This window comes from Anaerosacchariphilus polymeriproducens (assembly GCF_003363435.1).
Taxonomy (GTDB): domain Bacteria; phylum Bacillota; class Clostridia; order Lachnospirales; family Lachnospiraceae; genus Anaerosacchariphilus; species Anaerosacchariphilus polymeriproducens.
In genome coordinates this window covers 61,181-77,683 of sequence record NZ_QRCT01000045.1, presented here as the reverse complement: position 1 = coordinate 77,683, position 16,503 = coordinate 61,181, and the positions used below count along the sequence as shown (strand labels likewise).

17 protein-coding genes and 1 pseudogene are annotated in these 16,503 nt (G+C 32.9%); 14 read left to right on the top strand and 4 right to left on the bottom strand.

Translation table 11 applies throughout. From position 1 onward, the window contains the following. From DWV06_RS18555 to DWV06_RS19110, 9 genes are all read left to right on the top strand, one after another. Positions 1-640, top strand: a 640-nt coding sequence (locus DWV06_RS18555; protein WP_162300637.1) for a hypothetical protein, incomplete at its 5' end; no start/stop codon positions are given. An 11-nt stretch (positions 641-651) separates the two neighbouring features. Then, complete coding sequence (locus DWV06_RS12940; RefSeq protein WP_162300636.1) at positions 652-1,674, top strand: RCC1 domain-containing protein; 1,023 nt, start codon at positions 652-654, stop codon at positions 1,672-1,674. Positions 1,675-2,132: 458 nt separating this feature from the next. Continuing rightward, complete coding sequence (locus DWV06_RS12935) at positions 2,133-2,723, top strand: nucleoside/nucleotide kinase family protein (RefSeq protein WP_115482606.1); 591 nt, start codon at positions 2,133-2,135, stop codon at positions 2,721-2,723. Positions 2,724-2,819: 96 nt separating this feature from the next. Then, positions 2,820-3,260 (top strand): YaaR family protein, encoded by a 441-nt coding sequence (locus DWV06_RS12930; protein ID WP_115482605.1) that lies wholly within the window; start codon positions 2,820-2,822, stop codon positions 3,258-3,260. A 69-nt stretch (positions 3,261-3,329) separates the two neighbouring features. Continuing rightward, positions 3,330-4,325 carry a DNA polymerase III subunit gene (locus tag DWV06_RS12925; protein WP_115482604.1) on the top strand — a complete coding sequence of 332 codons (996 nt, stop codon included), beginning with the start codon at positions 3,330-3,332 and terminating at the stop codon, positions 4,323-4,325. After that, positions 4,322-5,227: a PSP1 domain-containing protein gene (locus tag DWV06_RS12920; protein ID WP_115482603.1), complete on the top strand. Its 906-nt coding sequence runs from the start codon at positions 4,322-4,324 to the stop codon at positions 5,225-5,227. The genes DWV06_RS12925 and DWV06_RS12920 overlap by 4 nt, the downstream gene beginning before the upstream one ends. Continuing rightward, the gene (locus tag DWV06_RS12915; RefSeq protein ID WP_115482602.1) at positions 5,217-5,954 is read left to right on the top strand and encodes a tRNA1(Val) (adenine(37)-N6)-methyltransferase; all 738 of its coding nucleotides are present in this window, start codon (positions 5,217-5,219) and stop codon (positions 5,952-5,954) included. Before DWV06_RS12920 ends, DWV06_RS12915 begins: the two co-directional genes overlap by 11 nt. 11 nt (positions 5,955-5,965) lie before the next feature. Next, positions 5,966-6,805 carry a 16S rRNA (cytidine(1402)-2'-O)-methyltransferase gene (gene rsmI / locus DWV06_RS12910; RefSeq protein WP_115482601.1) on the top strand — a complete coding sequence of 280 codons (840 nt, stop codon included), beginning with the start codon at positions 5,966-5,968 and terminating at the stop codon, positions 6,803-6,805. A 145-nt stretch (positions 6,806-6,950) separates the two neighbouring features. Further along, positions 6,951-7,061 (top strand): putative holin-like toxin, encoded by a 111-nt coding sequence (locus tag DWV06_RS19110; RefSeq protein WP_408608163.1) that lies wholly within the window; start codon positions 6,951-6,953, stop codon positions 7,059-7,061. Positions 7,062-7,114: 53 nt separating this feature from the next. Here DWV06_RS19110 and DWV06_RS12905 read toward each other — a convergent pair. Next, a pseudogene (locus DWV06_RS12905) lies at positions 7,115-8,483 on the bottom strand (IS3 family transposase). A 52-nt stretch (positions 8,484-8,535) separates the two neighbouring features. Continuing rightward, positions 8,536-9,834, bottom strand: a complete 1,299-nt coding sequence (locus DWV06_RS12900) for an ATP-binding protein (RefSeq protein WP_162300635.1) — start codon at positions 9,832-9,834, stop codon at positions 8,536-8,538. A gap of 175 nt (positions 9,835-10,009) precedes the next feature. Here DWV06_RS12900 and DWV06_RS12895 point away from each other — a divergent pair, with 175 nt between their 5' ends. The 5 genes from DWV06_RS12895 (at position 10,010) to DWV06_RS12875 (ending at position 14,738) form a co-directional block, all read left to right on the top strand. Further along, complete coding sequence (locus tag DWV06_RS12895; RefSeq protein ID WP_235828961.1) at positions 10,010-11,635, top strand: N-acetylmuramoyl-L-alanine amidase; 1,626 nt, start codon at positions 10,010-10,012, stop codon at positions 11,633-11,635. 70 nt (positions 11,636-11,705) lie between these two features. After that, positions 11,706-12,284, top strand: a complete 579-nt coding sequence (locus tag DWV06_RS12890; protein WP_115482599.1) for a nucleoside recognition domain-containing protein — start codon at positions 11,706-11,708, stop codon at positions 12,282-12,284. A gap of 153 nt (positions 12,285-12,437) precedes the next feature. Continuing rightward, positions 12,438-13,058: a TetR/AcrR family transcriptional regulator gene (locus DWV06_RS12885; protein WP_115482598.1), complete on the top strand. Its 621-nt coding sequence runs from the start codon at positions 12,438-12,440 to the stop codon at positions 13,056-13,058. Next, a complete protein-coding gene (locus tag DWV06_RS12880; protein WP_115482597.1) occupies positions 13,058-13,939 on the top strand; it encodes an ABC transporter ATP-binding protein in 882 nt (293 codons plus the stop codon). Before DWV06_RS12885 ends, DWV06_RS12880 begins: the two co-directional genes overlap by 1 nt. 1 nt (position 13,940) lies before the next feature. Beyond that, a complete protein-coding gene (locus DWV06_RS12875) occupies positions 13,941-14,738 on the top strand; it encodes an ABC transporter permease subunit (RefSeq protein WP_115482596.1) in 798 nt (265 codons plus the stop codon). Here the strand turns inward: DWV06_RS12875 and DWV06_RS12870 are convergent. Both DWV06_RS12870 and DWV06_RS12865 read right to left on the bottom strand, forming a co-directional pair. Next, positions 14,727-15,362 (bottom strand): response regulator, encoded by a 636-nt coding sequence (locus DWV06_RS12870; RefSeq protein ID WP_115482595.1) that lies wholly within the window; start codon positions 15,360-15,362, stop codon positions 14,727-14,729. The two genes, DWV06_RS12875 and DWV06_RS12870, sit on opposite strands and share 12 nt — an antisense overlap. A 3-nt stretch (positions 15,363-15,365) precedes the next feature. Beyond that, complete coding sequence (locus DWV06_RS12865) at positions 15,366-16,439, bottom strand: sensor histidine kinase (RefSeq protein WP_115482594.1); 1,074 nt, start codon at positions 16,437-16,439, stop codon at positions 15,366-15,368. Positions 16,440-16,503 lie beyond the last annotated feature (64 nt).

The window sequence follows — 16,503 nt, the reverse complement described above, 5'->3', positions numbered from 1 at the left end:
CAAAGACAAAAGCCTTGTATCCTATGAAACTTTAGAGTGGTCCGAAAATCAACAGTTAAGGTTAAATAATGCAGTAATAAAGAAGTTACAGTCAGAGAAAAGAAGTTTTGAAGATGAGGTTAAGAACTATTTTATCAATAAATTGATTGATGGAACGGTTGGTGCAAAGATAAATGAAAAGATTGACAACATATTAAAAAAATCTCCGGCAAGTGTGAGAATAGCCTATGAAGCTGCTACCATGGTTGTAGATATATCAAAACTTTATAACGAGATAGAGGCACATAACAAGGGATTATCATTAAAGCAGGAAGAATTGAAAATAGGATTCGCTCTAGAAGCACTGGGAATTCGCTCCAGTATGATAGTCTCGAATTCAGGTGAAGTAACCATTACTAAGGCAGATATGAATCCGGTGGAGACTAGAGCTAGGATTGCTTGGGCGAAAGAAATATATAATAAACAAAAGTCTAAAGAAAGAAAATTAAAGTTTGATTTTACTACTTATTTGAATATTTATTATTATGGATTAGGAGATGAAAAAAAAGGATGGAGTAACTTATCTGATAAAGAGAAACAAAAATGGAGAGAAATGTATAATGGTTGTAAAGAGATAAGTAATTTTAATGATTTATTTTGAGAGGATAAATGATGAAAAAAAGAACAATAGGAATTACAGGGTTAGTATTATTACTATTAATAATAGCGATAGTTATTATATCAAGTTTAAAAAGTAAAACTGATAGTAAATTACCATTTGAACCGGTAGATAAAAAACGGGCAGAAATTGAACCTTATCAAAATTTAGTTGCAATTGGTTCATTCCATATGATAGGTGTAAAATCTGACAGAACTGTCTATAGTTGGGGTGAGAACACAAAAGGTCAGTGCAATACTAAAGATTGGACCGATATAGTAGCGGTAAGTGCTGATGATGAAATATCGGTTGGATTAAAGTCAGATGGAACCGTAGTTGCAACAGGTCTAAACGATTTAGGGCAATGTGAAACGGGTGCTTGGACTGATATCATAGAAGTAGCAGTTTGTGGAACGCATGTATTAGGGCTAAAATCAGATGGAACAGTGGTGGCGACGGGAAAAGTAATACCGACAGATGGAGCTGGGGAAGAGACTATAGAGACAAGAAATGAGATGGTAAAAGATTGGAATAATATAAGACATGTTATAGCGTATAAAAATGTTGCAATAGGTATTAAAAGTGATGGAACGACTGTTTGGTCTGATTATATAAGTGGTATGCCATATAAAAATATGTTAGAAAAAGGAAGCTATGAGGGATGGAATAACATTTTAGAGATTAAAAGAAAGATGTTTTATTGGATGGGCTTAACAACAGATGGTATTGTAAAACTATCAGATAAGGTTGGAAATAAAACCGCAGAAGAATGGAAAAATATAGTTGATATTGCTGCTGGAGAAGAACATTATGCAGGATTGAAATCAAATGGAACAGTTGTTGCCGCTGGTTCAAATGATGATAAACAGTGTGATGTAAAAAAATGGAGAAACATTTTAGCAATCTATGCAGGAGGATATACTACCATAGCATTAAAAGAAGACGGAACTCTAATTTTTTCTGGTGATACTACAAAGACCATAACCGAAAATCCAGAACCAGGCCAGATGAATCCAAAGGAATGGGATTTATTTTAAAATCAAATATCTTATCTGTTTTACTTGATTTCTTGAATTATGTGAATCTAAGACTATCTTTGGATGCGCTTTTACCTATTAATCTGGACAAAGCACTTTCAGGCAAGGGTGACTACAAATATTATTCATATCCTAGAGTTCTGTTAGACTAAAAAACTAACAGAACTCTAGGATATTTATATTCTTATTTATAAGAAGCAAATGTTTTTTATAAATAAGAGTATCTATTGATTAATTTTACACAGGAAAATAACATTAAAGCAAATCATTTTACGTGAATATTTCTATTTAAACATCCACTAAATATTTACATCTAATTTTACAAACCCTATTATTTAGTTTCATCAGTTTCATTTATAGAACAGTTTTAAAATTTGAAATGACTATCCAAGTTTGCTTTCTGCTTAAAAATAGGGTACAATATAAGAAAAAGATAGTCAATTATCAGGAGATAAATTATGGGTAAAATATTTTGTGTTATTGGAAAAAGCTCCTCGGGAAAAGACACGATATTTAAACAGATATTAGAGAAAAATACAGTTGGATTAAAAACAATTGTTCCTTATACAACCAGACCTATTCGTGATGGAGAAACGAATGGAATTGAGTACTTTTTTATTAACGAAAAAGAACTTGAAAATTTAGAACGAGATAATAAAATTATTGAACTTCGAGCGTATCACACAGTTCATGGAATATGGAAATATTTTACCGCACATGATGAGCAGATAGATTTGGTTTCTAATAACTATATAATGATAGGTACTTTGGATTCATATATGAAATTGAAAGAGTTTTTTGGTGACAAAAAGGTCAGACCAATTTATATAGAATTAGAGGATGGAATCAGATTAACCAGAGCAATAGAAAGAGAGAAACTCCAGGAAAATCCCAAGTATTCTGAAATGTGCAGAAGATTTTTGGCAGATGCCCAAGATTTTTCGGAAGAAAATATTAAAAAAGCCGGAGTAGTTAGAAGATTTGAAAATCAGGATTTATCACAAATCGTTGAGGATATTATCCAATACATAGTACAAGAGATAAAATAAACTTTTATTGTCACAGGTAGAAATTATGGTATAATCAACTATAGATTGTACTTTTGGATAGATTATTATCCATATAAAGAAAATCGAGGTGATTTCATGGATATAAAAGTAAACGCAACAACACCTGCAAAACCAGTAGAAGCGACAACGAATACAAAGCCTGCGGATGGAAGTTTTAAATTCACATTAGCGAGCAGTATTGAAGAAAAAGAATTACAAAGTAAATTAAATAAATTGATGGAAGACATCACTAATCAGGGAGACAAAATAGGGAAACACATGGATGTTCGAGATATGAAAAAGTACCGTGAATTAGTCAAAGATTTTATGAATGAAGTAATTAACCGTTCTCATGAATTTTCAAGAGAAAATTTTTTGGACCGCAGAGGACGGCACAGAGTTTATGGGATTGTTAAATTAGTAGATAAAAATTTAGATGATTTGGCACAAGAATTAATGAAAGATGAAAAAGATCATATTAGTGTGCTAAGTAAAGTGGGAGAGATCCGTGGTCTATTATTAGATATCTCTACTTGATATTATCTTAGAAAAAGGTGGAAAGCCTTTAAATATACAATTTTATAGAGAGACTAGGAGGGATGACTTATGGCAGGATTTAAAGAAATCGTGGGACATGAACAGATTATAGAACATTTACAAAATGCTATAAAGCTGGATAAAGTTTCTCATGCATATATATTTAACGGTGAATCTAAATCAGGTAAAAAGTTGTTGGCCAATGCGTTTGCTATGACATTGCAGTGTGAAAAAGGTCAAAGTGAACCTTGTATGGAATGCCATTCTTGTAAACAGTCGGTTAGTAATAATCAACCGGATATTATTTGGGTTACTCATGAGAAACCCAATAGTATTGGAGTAAATGATATTCGCGAGCAAGTGAATAGTGATATTCAGATAAAGCCATATAGCAGCCCATATAAGATATACATTATCGAGGATGCCGAGAAAATGACTACACAAGCTCAGAATGCTTTATTAAAAACCATTGAAGAACCGCCGGTTTATGGTATTATTATATTGTTAACAAATAATGCAGATGAGTTGTTAACTACGATTACTTCAAGGTGTGTCACCTTAAATCTGCGGGCAGTGAAGCCGTCGGAGATTAAAAGGTACTTAATGGAAACATTACACGTTCCTGATTACCAAGCTAATATCAGTGTGGCTTTTGCGCAGGGAAATGTTGGAAAAGCCATCCAGCTAGCATCTGCGGATAATTTTAATCATATCAAAGAAGAGGCCATTCACTTGCTGAAAAATATTCAAGAAATGGAAGTCCATGAAGTAATGGAGAAAATAAAAGGAATTCATGATTTAAGGATTGAAATTAACGATTATTTTGATATTATTATGATTTGGTATCGGGATGTATTATTGTTTAAAGCGACGAGAGAAGTAGATAGATTAGTGTTTAAAGATGAGCTTAATAGTATAAAAAAGCAGGCAAGTAAATGTTCTTATGATGGAATTCAAAATATATTGGATGCATTGGAAAAAGCGAAACAAAGATTAAATGCCAATGTTAACTTTGAGTTAGTAATAGAGCTATTACTGCTGACAATAAAGGAGAGTTCAAAATGATAAAAGTAATAGGCGTAAGGTTCCGCACAGCCGGCAAGGTATATTTCTTTGATCCTTTATCTTTTACGATTGAAGTAGGTGATCATGTCATTGTGGAAACCGCCCGTGGGGTTGAATATGGTACAGTAGTAATAGGTCCCAGGGAAGTGGAAGATGAAAAGGTGATTCAGCCATTGAAAGAGGTTATCCGTGTTGCGACCCCTGTAGATGATGAAATAGAATCAAAGAATAAAGAAAAGGAAAAGGATGCTTTTCAAATTTGCTTAAAGAAAATTAAAAAACATGATCTGGATATGAAGTTAATAGATACAGAATATACATTTGATAACAACAAGGTTTTGTTCTATTTTACTGCAGACGGAAGAATCGATTTCCGTGAACTGGTAAAAGATTTGGCAGCAGTTTTTAAAACAAGAATTGAATTGCGTCAGATTGGTGTAAGAGATGAAACTAAGATATTGGGAGGAATCGGTATTTGTGGAAGACCTCTGTGTTGTCATACTTATTTGTCTGAGTTTGTGCCGGTATCCATTAAAATGGCTAAGGAACAGAATTTATCTTTGAATCCCACCAAAATTTCCGGTGTATGCGGAAGACTTATGTGCTGTTTAAAAAATGAAGAAGAAACATATGAAGAGCTGAATAGCCGCCTTCCTGGCTTAGGGGATACGGTTACAACTCCGGAAGGCTATAAAGGAGAAGTGCAAAGTGTCAGCGTTTTAAGACAACTGGTCAAAGTTATTGTTGATATTAATGATGAAAAGGAAATACGTGAATATAAAGTAGGAGAAATCAATTTTAAACCAAAGAGAAGAAAAGAAAGAATTAAAATAGACAAAGAGTTAAAAGAATTAGAAGCATTAGAAAAACAAGAAGGGAAATCAAAGCTGGATGACAATTAATCTTTTACCGGGTGAGAGACTGGATGAGCTACAGAGAAATGGTTATTGTATTATACAGAATCCAGAGAAGTTCTGCTTTGGAATGGATGCGGTTTTATTATCTGGTTTTTCAAAAGTAAAACCAGATGAGGTGGTACTTGATTTGGGTACCGGAACTGGTATTATACCTATATTGTTGGAAGCCAAAACAAAAGGAAAGCATTTTACAGGCTTGGAAATTCAAGAAGAAAGTGCAAATATGGCAAGAAGAAGTGTGGCTTATAATGGTTTGGAAGAAAAAATTGATATTGTTTCAGGAGATATAAAAGGTGCTTCATCTTTATTTGGAGCATCTTCTTTTGACGTTATTACGACAAATCCCCCTTATATGACCGGGCAACATGGTTTAGTAAACCCGGATGAAGCAAAGGCGATTGCCAGACATGAATTAAAGTGCAGCTTAGAGGATGTTATTCGTGAGAGTGCAAAATTATTAAAACCAAAAGGACGTTTTTATATGGTACACAGACCATTTCGTCTTGCTGAGATTATGACTTGTATGGTCCGTTACAAAATAGAACCGAAAAGAATGCGATTCGTTTATCCTTACGTGGACAAAGAACCAAATATGGTACTTATTGAAGGGTTAAGAGATGGAAATGCCAGAGTAACAATAGAAAAACCATTGATTGTTTATAAAGAACCAAATGTTTATACAGATGAAATTTATGATGTATATGGGTACTAGGAGGGATAGAAATGACAGGAATCTTATATTTGTGCGCAACTCCAATAGGGAATCTGGAGGATATTACATTACGTGTTTTGAGGACATTGCAGGAAGTTGATCTTATAGCAGCAGAAGATACAAGAAATAGTATCAAATTATTAAATCATTTTGAAATCAAAACTCCTATGACCAGTTATCATGAATATAATAAAATAGAGAAAGCAAAGTATTTAATTACTCTTTTAGAAGAAGGAAAGAATATAGCTTTGATCACAGATGCGGGTACACCAGGAATCTCTGATCCGGGTGAAGAACTTGTTAAAATGTGTTATGAAGTTGGTATAACAGTAACGTCTTTACCGGGGGCAGCAGCATGTATCACTGCATTGACATTATCAGGGCTTACAACTAGAAGATTTGTATTCGAAGCTTTCCTGCCAAAAGAGAAAAAAGAAAGACGTACGATATTGGAAGAGCTAATTCAGGAGACTCGTACAATCATAATTTATGAAGCACCTCATCATTTGGTTCAGACATTAGAGGAGCTTTATAATTCATTAGGAAATCGAAATATTACGATATGCAGAGAACTTACCAAAAAATACGAGACCGTATTTAGAGCTACATTTGAAGATGCTATTGCGTATTACCAGAAAGAAACACCTAAGGGTGAGTGCGTAATTGTTATAGAAGGAAAAACTCATAAACAGATAGAAACAGAAAAACAACAAGAATGGAATAAAATTTCAATTGAAGAACATATGAAGTATTATGAAAATCAAGGGTTTTCTAAAAAAGAAGCCATGAAGGTAGTAGCCAAAGATAGAGGTACTACTAAAAGAGAAATTTATCAACATTTAATGACTTAAAAGTATTTTGTTAAATATATGGTTTGGAAGTTATAGTTGATTGATATTTATAATATGATATAATTTATATTTTCAGTTAAGAATTGAAAGAGGATATTTATGGTGTAGTTGCCCTCAATCCTAAGAGAAAGGGGGCGGTGCCGATATGACACTTGAAGTATTGACATTATTCCTAGTGCTATTTGCATTTGGGAGCTTTATTGTTGGATTTATCGCCCTGATTGTTGAAATAATCAAATTACATACAAAAAAATAAGTATCCTCTAACCGTGAAGTGATCTGACCCCAAAAAGTTAGACAAATTTTATTTTATGCAACTAATGAGGAGTGAAGCCTGTATTGTACAGGACTCATTCCTTTTAATTTACCTTTTATTCGTTTGTTATTATAGTAATCTATGTATTTTTCTAGTTCAATCTTAAACTCCTCCATTGAAGAGAATTCTCTTAGGTAGAGCAGCTCTGATTTTAATAATCCAAAGAAATTTTCCATCACAGAATTATCTAGACAGTTCCCTTTTCTCGACATACTTTGCCTAACTCCTTTTTCTTTCAGTCGTTTTTGATACTGCTCATGTTGATATTGCCACCCTTGATCGGAATGAAATATAAGATTCGTATCATTCGCAATCTTTGCAAAAGCTTTATCCAGCATATCCATTACCTGCTTAAGTACTGGTCGTTCACTTATACTGTAACTTATGATTTCTCCATTATACATATCAAGTATCGGGGACAAATAAAGTTTTGTTCCAAATAAGGCAAACTCCGTGATATCAGTCGTCCATTTCTGATTAGGTGCTTCTGATTTAAAATCTCTCTGGATAATATTTGGAGAAATCTTACCTACCTGCCCTTTATAAGAACGATATTTTTTAATTCTGACCATACATTTCAAATGAAGTTCTTTCATCAGTCTTTGAACCGTTTTATGATTAATATCATATCCACGATTATGTAATTCCATAGTTATTCTTCGATATCCGTAACGTCCTTGATTTTCGTGATAAATTACCGTTATCTCTTCTTTAACTTTTTCATATTTATCAGGTTTCTTTGAGCGTTTAACATAATAATAATAAGTACTACGTGGCATTTCAGCCAATTCATGTAATGCTGTCAATTGATATCTTTGCCTTAATTCTGTAATGACAGCTACTTTGTCAGTTGCTCGGATTTTTCCCGTTTTTGAATTAAGGCATTTAATTTTTTTAAATATTCATTCTCCATTCGAAGTCGTTTTACTTCTTCCAAAAGATCTTCGTTCGTATTAATACTTTTCTTTTTATTAGGTTTACTTTTAGATTTATCCATTTTCCTCGGCCTTCCTCTCCGATCTATATACAGAGTTTCTTTACCTTGCTCATAATAACTTTGTTTCCACTTGGTAATGCTTGGAATAGAAGGAATATTGAAATGCGCTGCCGCTTGATGCGCTGATGCCCCTGTATTATGCATATATTCTACTACAAGATCTTAAAATCTCCACTATATGTTCTACGAATTGTACATAAACCAGCAACACCATGTTCGAGATATGCATTTTTCCACCTTCGAATCAATGCAGAATCAACATGAAATTCTTCTGATAATGAATACAAACTAACACCTCCCTTAATATACTTTTGAATAATTTCCAACTTTAATTCTGTGGAATACTTTTTCTTTCCTCTTGGCATAAAATGACCCTTTTGGTTAGATTTGTATTTTGTCTAACAAAAGGGGTTCACTTCATAACAAATTTAAAAAGTAATTCTCTAAGTTAAATAATAAATGTAACGGTATATTTACAAAAGAATTTTTAATTCGCAAAGGTGAAAGTGAAACTCTAAGTACCCGCTGAGGATGAAAACGTTCCTCATAAATGCGGGTGCTTCGAGCTTTTAAATTATCATAAACATTAATTTCCAACGGATAGATTATTTGATTATATTGAAAAAGGAAATCAATTTCTGCAGTAGCACCTGAACTCCAATAGTTTATATTTTCAATAGGAAGTTTGGTGACTAATTCTTGAAAAACAAACTGTAAAGTTAATGAATAATTATGATCTTGAAATATTTTGTTTTGTGATTCTATAAGTGAAGGTTGTATTTGATAGATCATTCTAAGCAGCCCGATATCAGGTAAAAATACACGGAACGATTTTAGATCCACCTTGCAATCATTAGCAGTTGTTGTATCCTTTCTGGCCCAAATGGGTGTTGCATAGGAATGGTTAAGAAGCCATTCTAAACCTTCCTCGTATTCCCTGGCTCTGCCTCCCGGACGTACAGTACTGTACATAAACTTACGATTTTCTTTTGACAATTGTTTTGGAAGACTTCTCCATACATAATTTATTTTAGATTTTAATTTGTTGTCTGTTAATGTTTCGAAATCACTTACAAACTGATTCAAAATATCATTAAGTGTGCATTCAACATCACTTAAGTCTTTCGATTGAACCCAAGAATTTACAGATGCAGGCATTCCTCCGATTATAAAGTAAAGTTTCAGATAATCGATTAATTTATTTTCTAACAGTTTTGGAAGATACGCTAAAGCTCCAGATTTAAAGAAATCTACGAGATCATCTTCACCGTTTGCCAATAGAAATTCCTCAAAATTAAGAGGATATAAGTTTAAAATATGAAAACAACCCGAATCATTATTAATGTTCTGATAGGTAGTTGAACAACAAATAAGATACTGAGAAGCATCATCATAAAACTTTTTGAGAACTTTTTCAAAGGAAGGAATTCTCTCTATACTATCTAATATTAAAAGAGTTTTATAGGGTTCGATGACTTTTCCAAACAAAGCACCGAGAATTTCGATAGATCTTCGTGGTGAAATTGTGTCGTCAAAAAGACTCTTTACCTTATAGTTTTTCTTTAAGTCAATATATAAAGAATCCTCAAAGTAAGATTCTGAAAAATCTTTTAATAACCAAGTTTTTCCTACCTGGTGGGAGCCGGTTATAATAAGGGGTCTTCTGTTTCTTTTATTCTTCCACAAAAATAAATCATTAGTTAATAATCTCTCCAATTTATCACACTTTCCACGTTTTTCTAAGATAATTATATCTATTAAAAGATAAGTTGTCAATGAGAGTAGTTTTTAAGAATTTATGAAGTTTGAAAAAAGATATAGGATTTTGTCACATTTTGTGATATCTTATTAGCAGTACCGACAAATTTTGATGATAAGGATAAAGTGAGTTATGAGTGAACAGGATTATAGAAGAGCAAAGTCAAGAAGAAGAAGAGAAATAGAGAGAAGAAGAGCCAAGATTCGTAGAATAAGAAGAGCGATTCGCATTGCAACGTGTTTATTAACCCTTGCTATCGTTGTTTTAGGAGTAAAAGCGGTTAGTAAATTAGTTATGCCTAAGGGTAAAAGTGTTCAGGCCCGGTCAAAAAATGTTGAAACAAGTGATAATAAGGCAGCTGAAGAGTCCAAGACAAGTGTGAAAAAAGGATCTTTTAAAGTCTGCATTGACGCTGGACATGGAGGAAAAGATGGAGGCAGCAGTTATGACGGAAGAGATGAAAAAGATGACGTACTTAAATTAGCCCTTAAAGTAAAATCTGAGTTAGAGAAAAAGGGAATTACTGTTGTTATGACCAGAGAAAAGGATACATTTTTGGAGTTGGAAGAACGCTGTAAAGTATCTAATGACGCTGGAGTAGATTATTTTGTCTCTTTACATAGAAATAAAGGAAAAGGTTCTGGAGTTGAGACGTGGATCAGCAGTACACAATCAAATTCTTCAAAAAATTTAGCTGACAATATAATGGATCAGCTAGAAACAGCCGGGATACAAGAGAATCGTGGAGTTAAGTCAGGGACGCAGGCAGATGAAAGCAAGGACTATTTTGTAAATGCCAATGTTAAGGCACCAAGCTGTATATTAGAACTCGGTTTTATGGATAACTCAAAAGATAATAATTTATTTGATAAAAATATAGATGTTTATGCAAAAGCGATTGCAGAAGGTATTTATAAATCCGGTGATATTCAGGAAAGTGATAAGCAGGTAAGTACAAATACAGAAGTAATAAACGCAGAAGATTCAGCGCAAGCTTCTGCTATGGGGCAGGTTAATGTAGAAAATGAGCAGATTGCAGATATTGAAAATATGGACGCTGCCCCACATGACTGGGGTCCGGGGCCAGACGCAGATGAAAATAATCGTCCTGTATCAGCAGTTTCCTATCAAGAGAAATATGGAAAATATAGTGCTGATTTTATTAAACCTACTGATGAGGGAGACGGAAAGAAAAGAATTTATTTAACTTTTGATGAAGGTTATGAAAATGGTTTTACAGGGCAGATCTTGGACGTTTTAAAGGAAAAAGAGTGTCCTGCTGTTTTTTTTGTTACAAAACCATATGTAGAAGGTAATGATAAGTTGGTTCAAAGAATGATAGATGAAGGGCATATTGTTGGAAACCACAGTGTGACTCATCCTTCCAAAGGACTTCCGTCACAAAGTTTGGAACAGCAAAAATCAGAAGTTACACAAGTTCACGATTATATGTTAGAAAAATTTAATTATAAAATGTTTTTATTCCGTTATCCTACAGGACGTTTTAGTGAACAATCACTGGCGTTAGTGAACAATTTAAATTATAGAAGTGTCTTCTGGAGTTTTGCTCATTATGATTATGATGTAAACAAACAGCCTGATGAAGCGAAGACTTTAGAAAAGTTAAAAAAGTCATTACATCCGGGAGGAATATATTTACTGCATGCTGTTTCTCAAACAAATACAAATATATTGGGACAGTTTATTGATGAAGCGAGAGCTCAAGGATTTGAATTCGCAAAATATACAGTGCAGTAGATAAATGATACAATTGAATAAATTTTACTATCCCCACATATAGTTTAAAAAAATGCGAAGAAGGAATGCGATGTTAAACTATTTGTGGGGATTTATGATTCTAATAGGAATTGTTTATGGGACTTTAAATGGAAGGATTGCAGAAATTACGAATGCAGCATTAGAATCATCAAAAGAAGCAGTAACTTTATGTATTACCATGACAGGTGTTATGGCTTTTTGGGTAGGTTTAATGAAGATAGCAGAAAAGAGTGGATTAATTCAGAGTATGACTAATAAAATGAGTCCGCTGATTAGATTTTTATTTCCTAACATACCGAAAGAGCATGATGCGAATAAACATATAGCAACGAATATAATTGCAAATATATTAGGTCTTGGGTGGGCTGCAACACCTGCAGGTTTGAAAGCAATGGAAAGTTTATCGACGTTGAATAAAAAGTCAGAAGTGGCATCAAAAGAAATGTGTACATTTTTAATAGTAAACATTTCTTCTTTACAATTAATACCAGTCAATATTATTGCTTACAGGTGTCAATATGGTTCCGTAAATCCGACTTTGATTGTTGGCCCAGCTATTATCGCAACTTCACTTTCTACGATTGTAGGAATTACATTTGCCAAAGTTATGGAAAAACTGGCCAAATAAACGAAAATGTGAATTAAGTGTATGTATGATCTCATTATGAGAGAGTATATACACTTTTTTTTATAACAGGGGTTGAAAAAAATAGTCAATAGAGTATTCTAATCTTAGGATGACTAAGTTGGTCAAACCGATTGAGTCAGAAAGGAGGAACATATGAATCAAAAGTTTTTTGAGTTACCGGAAGAGAAGCGTACCAGAATAATAAATTCAGCAATAGAAGTTTTTTCACAAAACGATTACAAACATGCATCTACGGATGACATGGCAGCCAAAGCCGGAATATCAAAAGGGCTTCTATTCTATTACTTTCATAATAAAAAAGAACTTTATCTGTATATTTATGATTACGTTGGTGAATATTTAAAAAGCAAAATAATGGATTCGCATTATGATGATATAACCGATTTTTTTGAAATCTTAGAATATTCGGCTCAGGTAAAGGTAGAAATTTTAACGAATAACCCTTATATCATGGACTTTGCAATCCGTGCTTTCTTTTCTCAAAACGAAGAAGTATCTGACAATATGAAGGAAATAATAAAGCGTGATATTGATGAGGCATATGGAAAATATTTCACAAGAATAGACTATAGTAAATTTAAAGAGGATGTAGATGTACCTAAGGTCGTACAAATGTTGACATGGATGGCCGATGGGTATTTACACGGCAAGCAACTAGCTAAGGAACCGGTAACAATAAATGAGATGATGGAAGAATATTGTATTTGGACAGATATGTTTAAAAAATTAATCTATAAGGAGGAGTTTTTGTAATGAACATCATAGAAGTTAATAATATTACGAAAGACTATGGAAATAAAAAAGGTGTATTTGATGTAAGCTTTAATGTCAGAGTAGGTGAAGTACTAGGCTTTTTAGGACCAAACGGTGCGGGAAAAACGACTACGATCCGACAATTAATGGGATTCATTAAACCTGATAGAGGACGAGTTGCCATAAATGGTATGAACTGCTTTAAAGAAGCAGATAAAATCCAAATCAACTTAGGTTATTTACCCGGAGAAATCGCATTTATGGATGATATGACAGGTATAGAATTTATTAAGTTCATAGCAAATATGAAAGAATTAAAAGACTTTAGCAGAGCAGAAGAACTAATGAAGTTTTTTGAACTAGATCCCCGTGGCAAAATGAATAAGATGTCAAAAGGTATGAAACAAAAAATAGGAATTGTTTGTGCATTTATGCAAAATCCTGAAATATTAATTTTAGATGAACCTACAAGTGGTTTGGACCCCTTAATGCAAAATAAATTTATTGAATTAATATTAAAAGAAAAAGAAAATGGAAAGACCATATTAATGTCCTCTCATATATTTGAGGAAATTGAAAAAACTTGTGATAGAGCTGCCATTATAAAAGAGGGACGGATTGTTACGGTTGAGGATATGGAAAAGCTTAAGAGCAATAAGAGGAAAACAATAGAAGTTCAATTTGACAGCCAAGAAACAGCCAGTTCATTTGTTAGCATTATGCCTAATGGAAAGCTGAATGAAAATAAAGTAATTGTTGAAGTAAAAGGAGAAATGGATGAGTTTATTAAGAAACTTAGTCGTTTTCCGGTAAAAGATCTGGAAATTAAAACACAAAGTTTAGAAGAGTTTTTTATGCATTTTTATGGAGGTGAAAAATAAGATGAGTTTAACATTATTTAAAAGAGAAATAAAAGCAAATTATAAATTAGTTCTTATTTTTATCGGAGTTCTGTCTCTTTATGGGAGTATGATAGTAGCTATGTTTGATCCTGATATGGGAAAAAGTCTTGAATTAATGTTAGAAAGTATGCCCGAAGTATTTGCGGCATTTGGAATGGCAGAGATAGGTACTACACTGTTAACATTTGTAGTAAATTATTTGTATGGATTTTTATTAATTGCATTACCATCCGTATTTATAATCATACTATCTAACCGATTAATGGCACGTTATATTAGCCAGGGTTCTATGGCATATTTACTAGCGACACCTAATAAAAGGAAAAAAATCGCTTTTACCCAGGCAGTTTTTTTGGTAATAAGTGTATTATGTTTAGTTATCTACATTACTGTTTTATGTATTATTGTTGGTCAGATAATGTTTCCGGGAGAATTAGAGATAAAAAAATTTGTTCTAGTTAATATTGGACTATTTGGACTTCTGGTATTTTTGAGCGGTCTATGCTTTTGTTCATCTAGTATCTTCAGTGATTCCAAATTTTCAAATGGAGTTGGAGCCGGAGCCATCATAGCTTTCATCATTATTCAGATGTTGTCACAGGTAGGTGAAAAATTTGAAAATCTAAAGTTCCTGACTCCTTTGACTTTGTTTCAAACAAATGGATTAATCGCCGGTGATAGTCAGGCAGTCTGGGCCATTATTCTACTTTATGTTATAGGAATTATATTGTTCGGAACTGGTATCAGTATCTTTTGTAAAAGGGATTTATCGATATAAATCAAGGTGATTTTGATAGTAAAAAACAGCTAGTTGGGTACGATCGCGTAAGTCTAATTTTTCTAATATATTACTTAGATAGTTTCGTATCGTACCTTCACTTAAATATAATTTTTGAGAGATCTCCTTGTTACTAAGGCCGTCAGCAACAAGACGAATTAATTCAAGTTCCTTTTGAGAAATGGAAAATGGCAAATCTTCAAGTGCTTTTTTCTGATCTAAAAAGGAAGGGATTTTGGAAATAATCTTGTCTCCAAATACATTTTGTCCGCTATAGACTGCTTTTAGTGCAGGGAGTATACTTTCAAAGTCTTGTTTTAAAATATAACCTTTTGCACCCAATTGTAGAGCTTTTATAATATAATCATCATCTAGAAAGGTAGTAAGGAAAAGTATTTTAGCATTTTTATCTTTTTCTATTATGATTTTAGCAGCATCAATACCAGTCATAATATCCATTCGGATATCCATCAATAAAACATCAGGTTGATACTTTTCATAAAGCAGGATTCCTTCTTTTCCATTATTTCCAATAGCTAAAACTTCAACTTCCTGATTTGCTTCTAAAATAGTTTTAAGGGAGATCCCCACTAAGTTATCATCGTCAATAATAACAATTCTCATAATTTATTTTCCTCCATAATTGGTTTTAGGAATAGAAACAAAAATCTTAAATCCGTTTTCCGTATTGATCCGAAAAGTACCATTTACATTATCGACTCTATCCTTCATATTTTCTAATCCAATTCCATTCGAATTTAATTTGATATTGCTTCCATTATCTTCAATCAGTAATTGATAAAAACCGGGATGCTCCCTAAGATGGATAGTTAATTTTGAGGCATTACTGTGTTTATTGAGATTTGAAAGTGCTTCTTTGGTAATCGCGATCAGACAGTATTTAATATTTCTGGGTAAATTTTCACTCATGTCATAATCAAAATCTGTATGATATGTTTTAAAGTCATCCAATAAAGCTTGTATAGAAGCGCAAAGATCAATAGAATCCTCGTGTAGATCGTGTACACTATCACGTATATTATTCATTGCTGATGCAAGAGTATCTTTTAAGGCCGTTAAAGGTTTAGACATATTTTTGTCTTTATTCGTTGCCATAATAGCCCCAAGCTGTAAAAGTGAACGAGAGAGAACATGTCCGACATTATCGTGAATCTCACGGGCAATTCTATTCCGTTCTTTTAAGGTAGCTAAATGAATTTCATAATCTTGTTTTTCGATTAAATCTTTATTCTTTGAGCGAAGCAGGAGATTATATTCTGTACTCGTGTCTCTAAGTTTTTTAAAATCCATGTGTAACTGATATAAGTGCTCACTTTTATACTGTAGAAGTACGGAAATACTACTAAATAAAAGAAGCATTGTTAAAGTTAAAGGGGTTATATCCGTAGCAAAGTTAATGAAAACTATGATGCCTGCAAAAGATAAGATTTTATGTCGATATGCATATAAGTCGTAAATAATCAGTGGAAAATAAAAACAAAACTTTGGAAAAATGAATGAGCTGACTAAAAAAATTAAAATTAGTATAAAGGATTCTCTTCTATATGCAAAATAAGAGACAAAGCAGGTGAGTGAAATAGCACCAAGAAGATAGTAGACACCGGCTATATCGTTAAAATTTGATATATATAAGATAAAACAACCTACAAGAAGAATTAGTTTATCAATGAGTACGGACATGTTTTCCTCCAATTACAAGATTATAGTTATATTTATTATAATATATTTGAGCGCAGTTCACAAT

Coding starts and splice junctions, on each gene's coding strand:
- DWV06_RS12940 (WP_162300636.1), top strand. CDS start 652: ATGAAAAAAAGAACAATAGGAATTACAGGGTTAGTATTATTACTATTA.
- DWV06_RS12935 (WP_115482606.1), top strand. CDS start 2,133: ATGGGTAAAATATTTTGTGTTATTGGAAAAAGCTCCTCGGGAAAAGAC.
- DWV06_RS12930 (WP_115482605.1), top strand. CDS start 2,820: ATGGATATAAAAGTAAACGCAACAACACCTGCAAAACCAGTAGAAGCG.
- DWV06_RS12925 (WP_115482604.1), top strand. CDS start 3,330: ATGGCAGGATTTAAAGAAATCGTGGGACATGAACAGATTATAGAACAT.
- DWV06_RS12920 (WP_115482603.1), top strand. CDS start 4,322: ATGATAAAAGTAATAGGCGTAAGGTTCCGCACAGCCGGCAAGGTATAT.
- DWV06_RS12915 (WP_115482602.1), top strand. CDS start 5,217: ATGACAATTAATCTTTTACCGGGTGAGAGACTGGATGAGCTACAGAGA.
- rsmI (WP_115482601.1), top strand. CDS start 5,966: ATGACAGGAATCTTATATTTGTGCGCAACTCCAATAGGGAATCTGGAG.
- DWV06_RS19110 (WP_408608163.1), top strand. CDS start 6,951: ATGACACTTGAAGTATTGACATTATTCCTAGTGCTATTTGCATTTGGG.
- DWV06_RS12895 (WP_235828961.1), top strand. CDS start 10,010: ATGAGTGAACAGGATTATAGAAGAGCAAAGTCAAGAAGAAGAAGAGAA.
- DWV06_RS12890 (WP_115482599.1), top strand. CDS start 11,706: ATGTTAAACTATTTGTGGGGATTTATGATTCTAATAGGAATTGTTTAT.
- DWV06_RS12885 (WP_115482598.1), top strand. CDS start 12,438: ATGAATCAAAAGTTTTTTGAGTTACCGGAAGAGAAGCGTACCAGAATA.
- DWV06_RS12880 (WP_115482597.1), top strand. CDS start 13,058: ATGAACATCATAGAAGTTAATAATATTACGAAAGACTATGGAAATAAA.
- DWV06_RS12875 (WP_115482596.1), top strand. CDS start 13,941: ATGAGTTTAACATTATTTAAAAGAGAAATAAAAGCAAATTATAAATTA.
- DWV06_RS12870 (WP_115482595.1), bottom strand. CDS start 15,362: ATGAGAATTGTTATTATTGACGATGATAACTTAGTGGGGATCTCCCTT.
- DWV06_RS12865 (WP_115482594.1), bottom strand. CDS start 16,439: ATGTCCGTACTCATTGATAAACTAATTCTTCTTGTAGGTTGTTTTATC.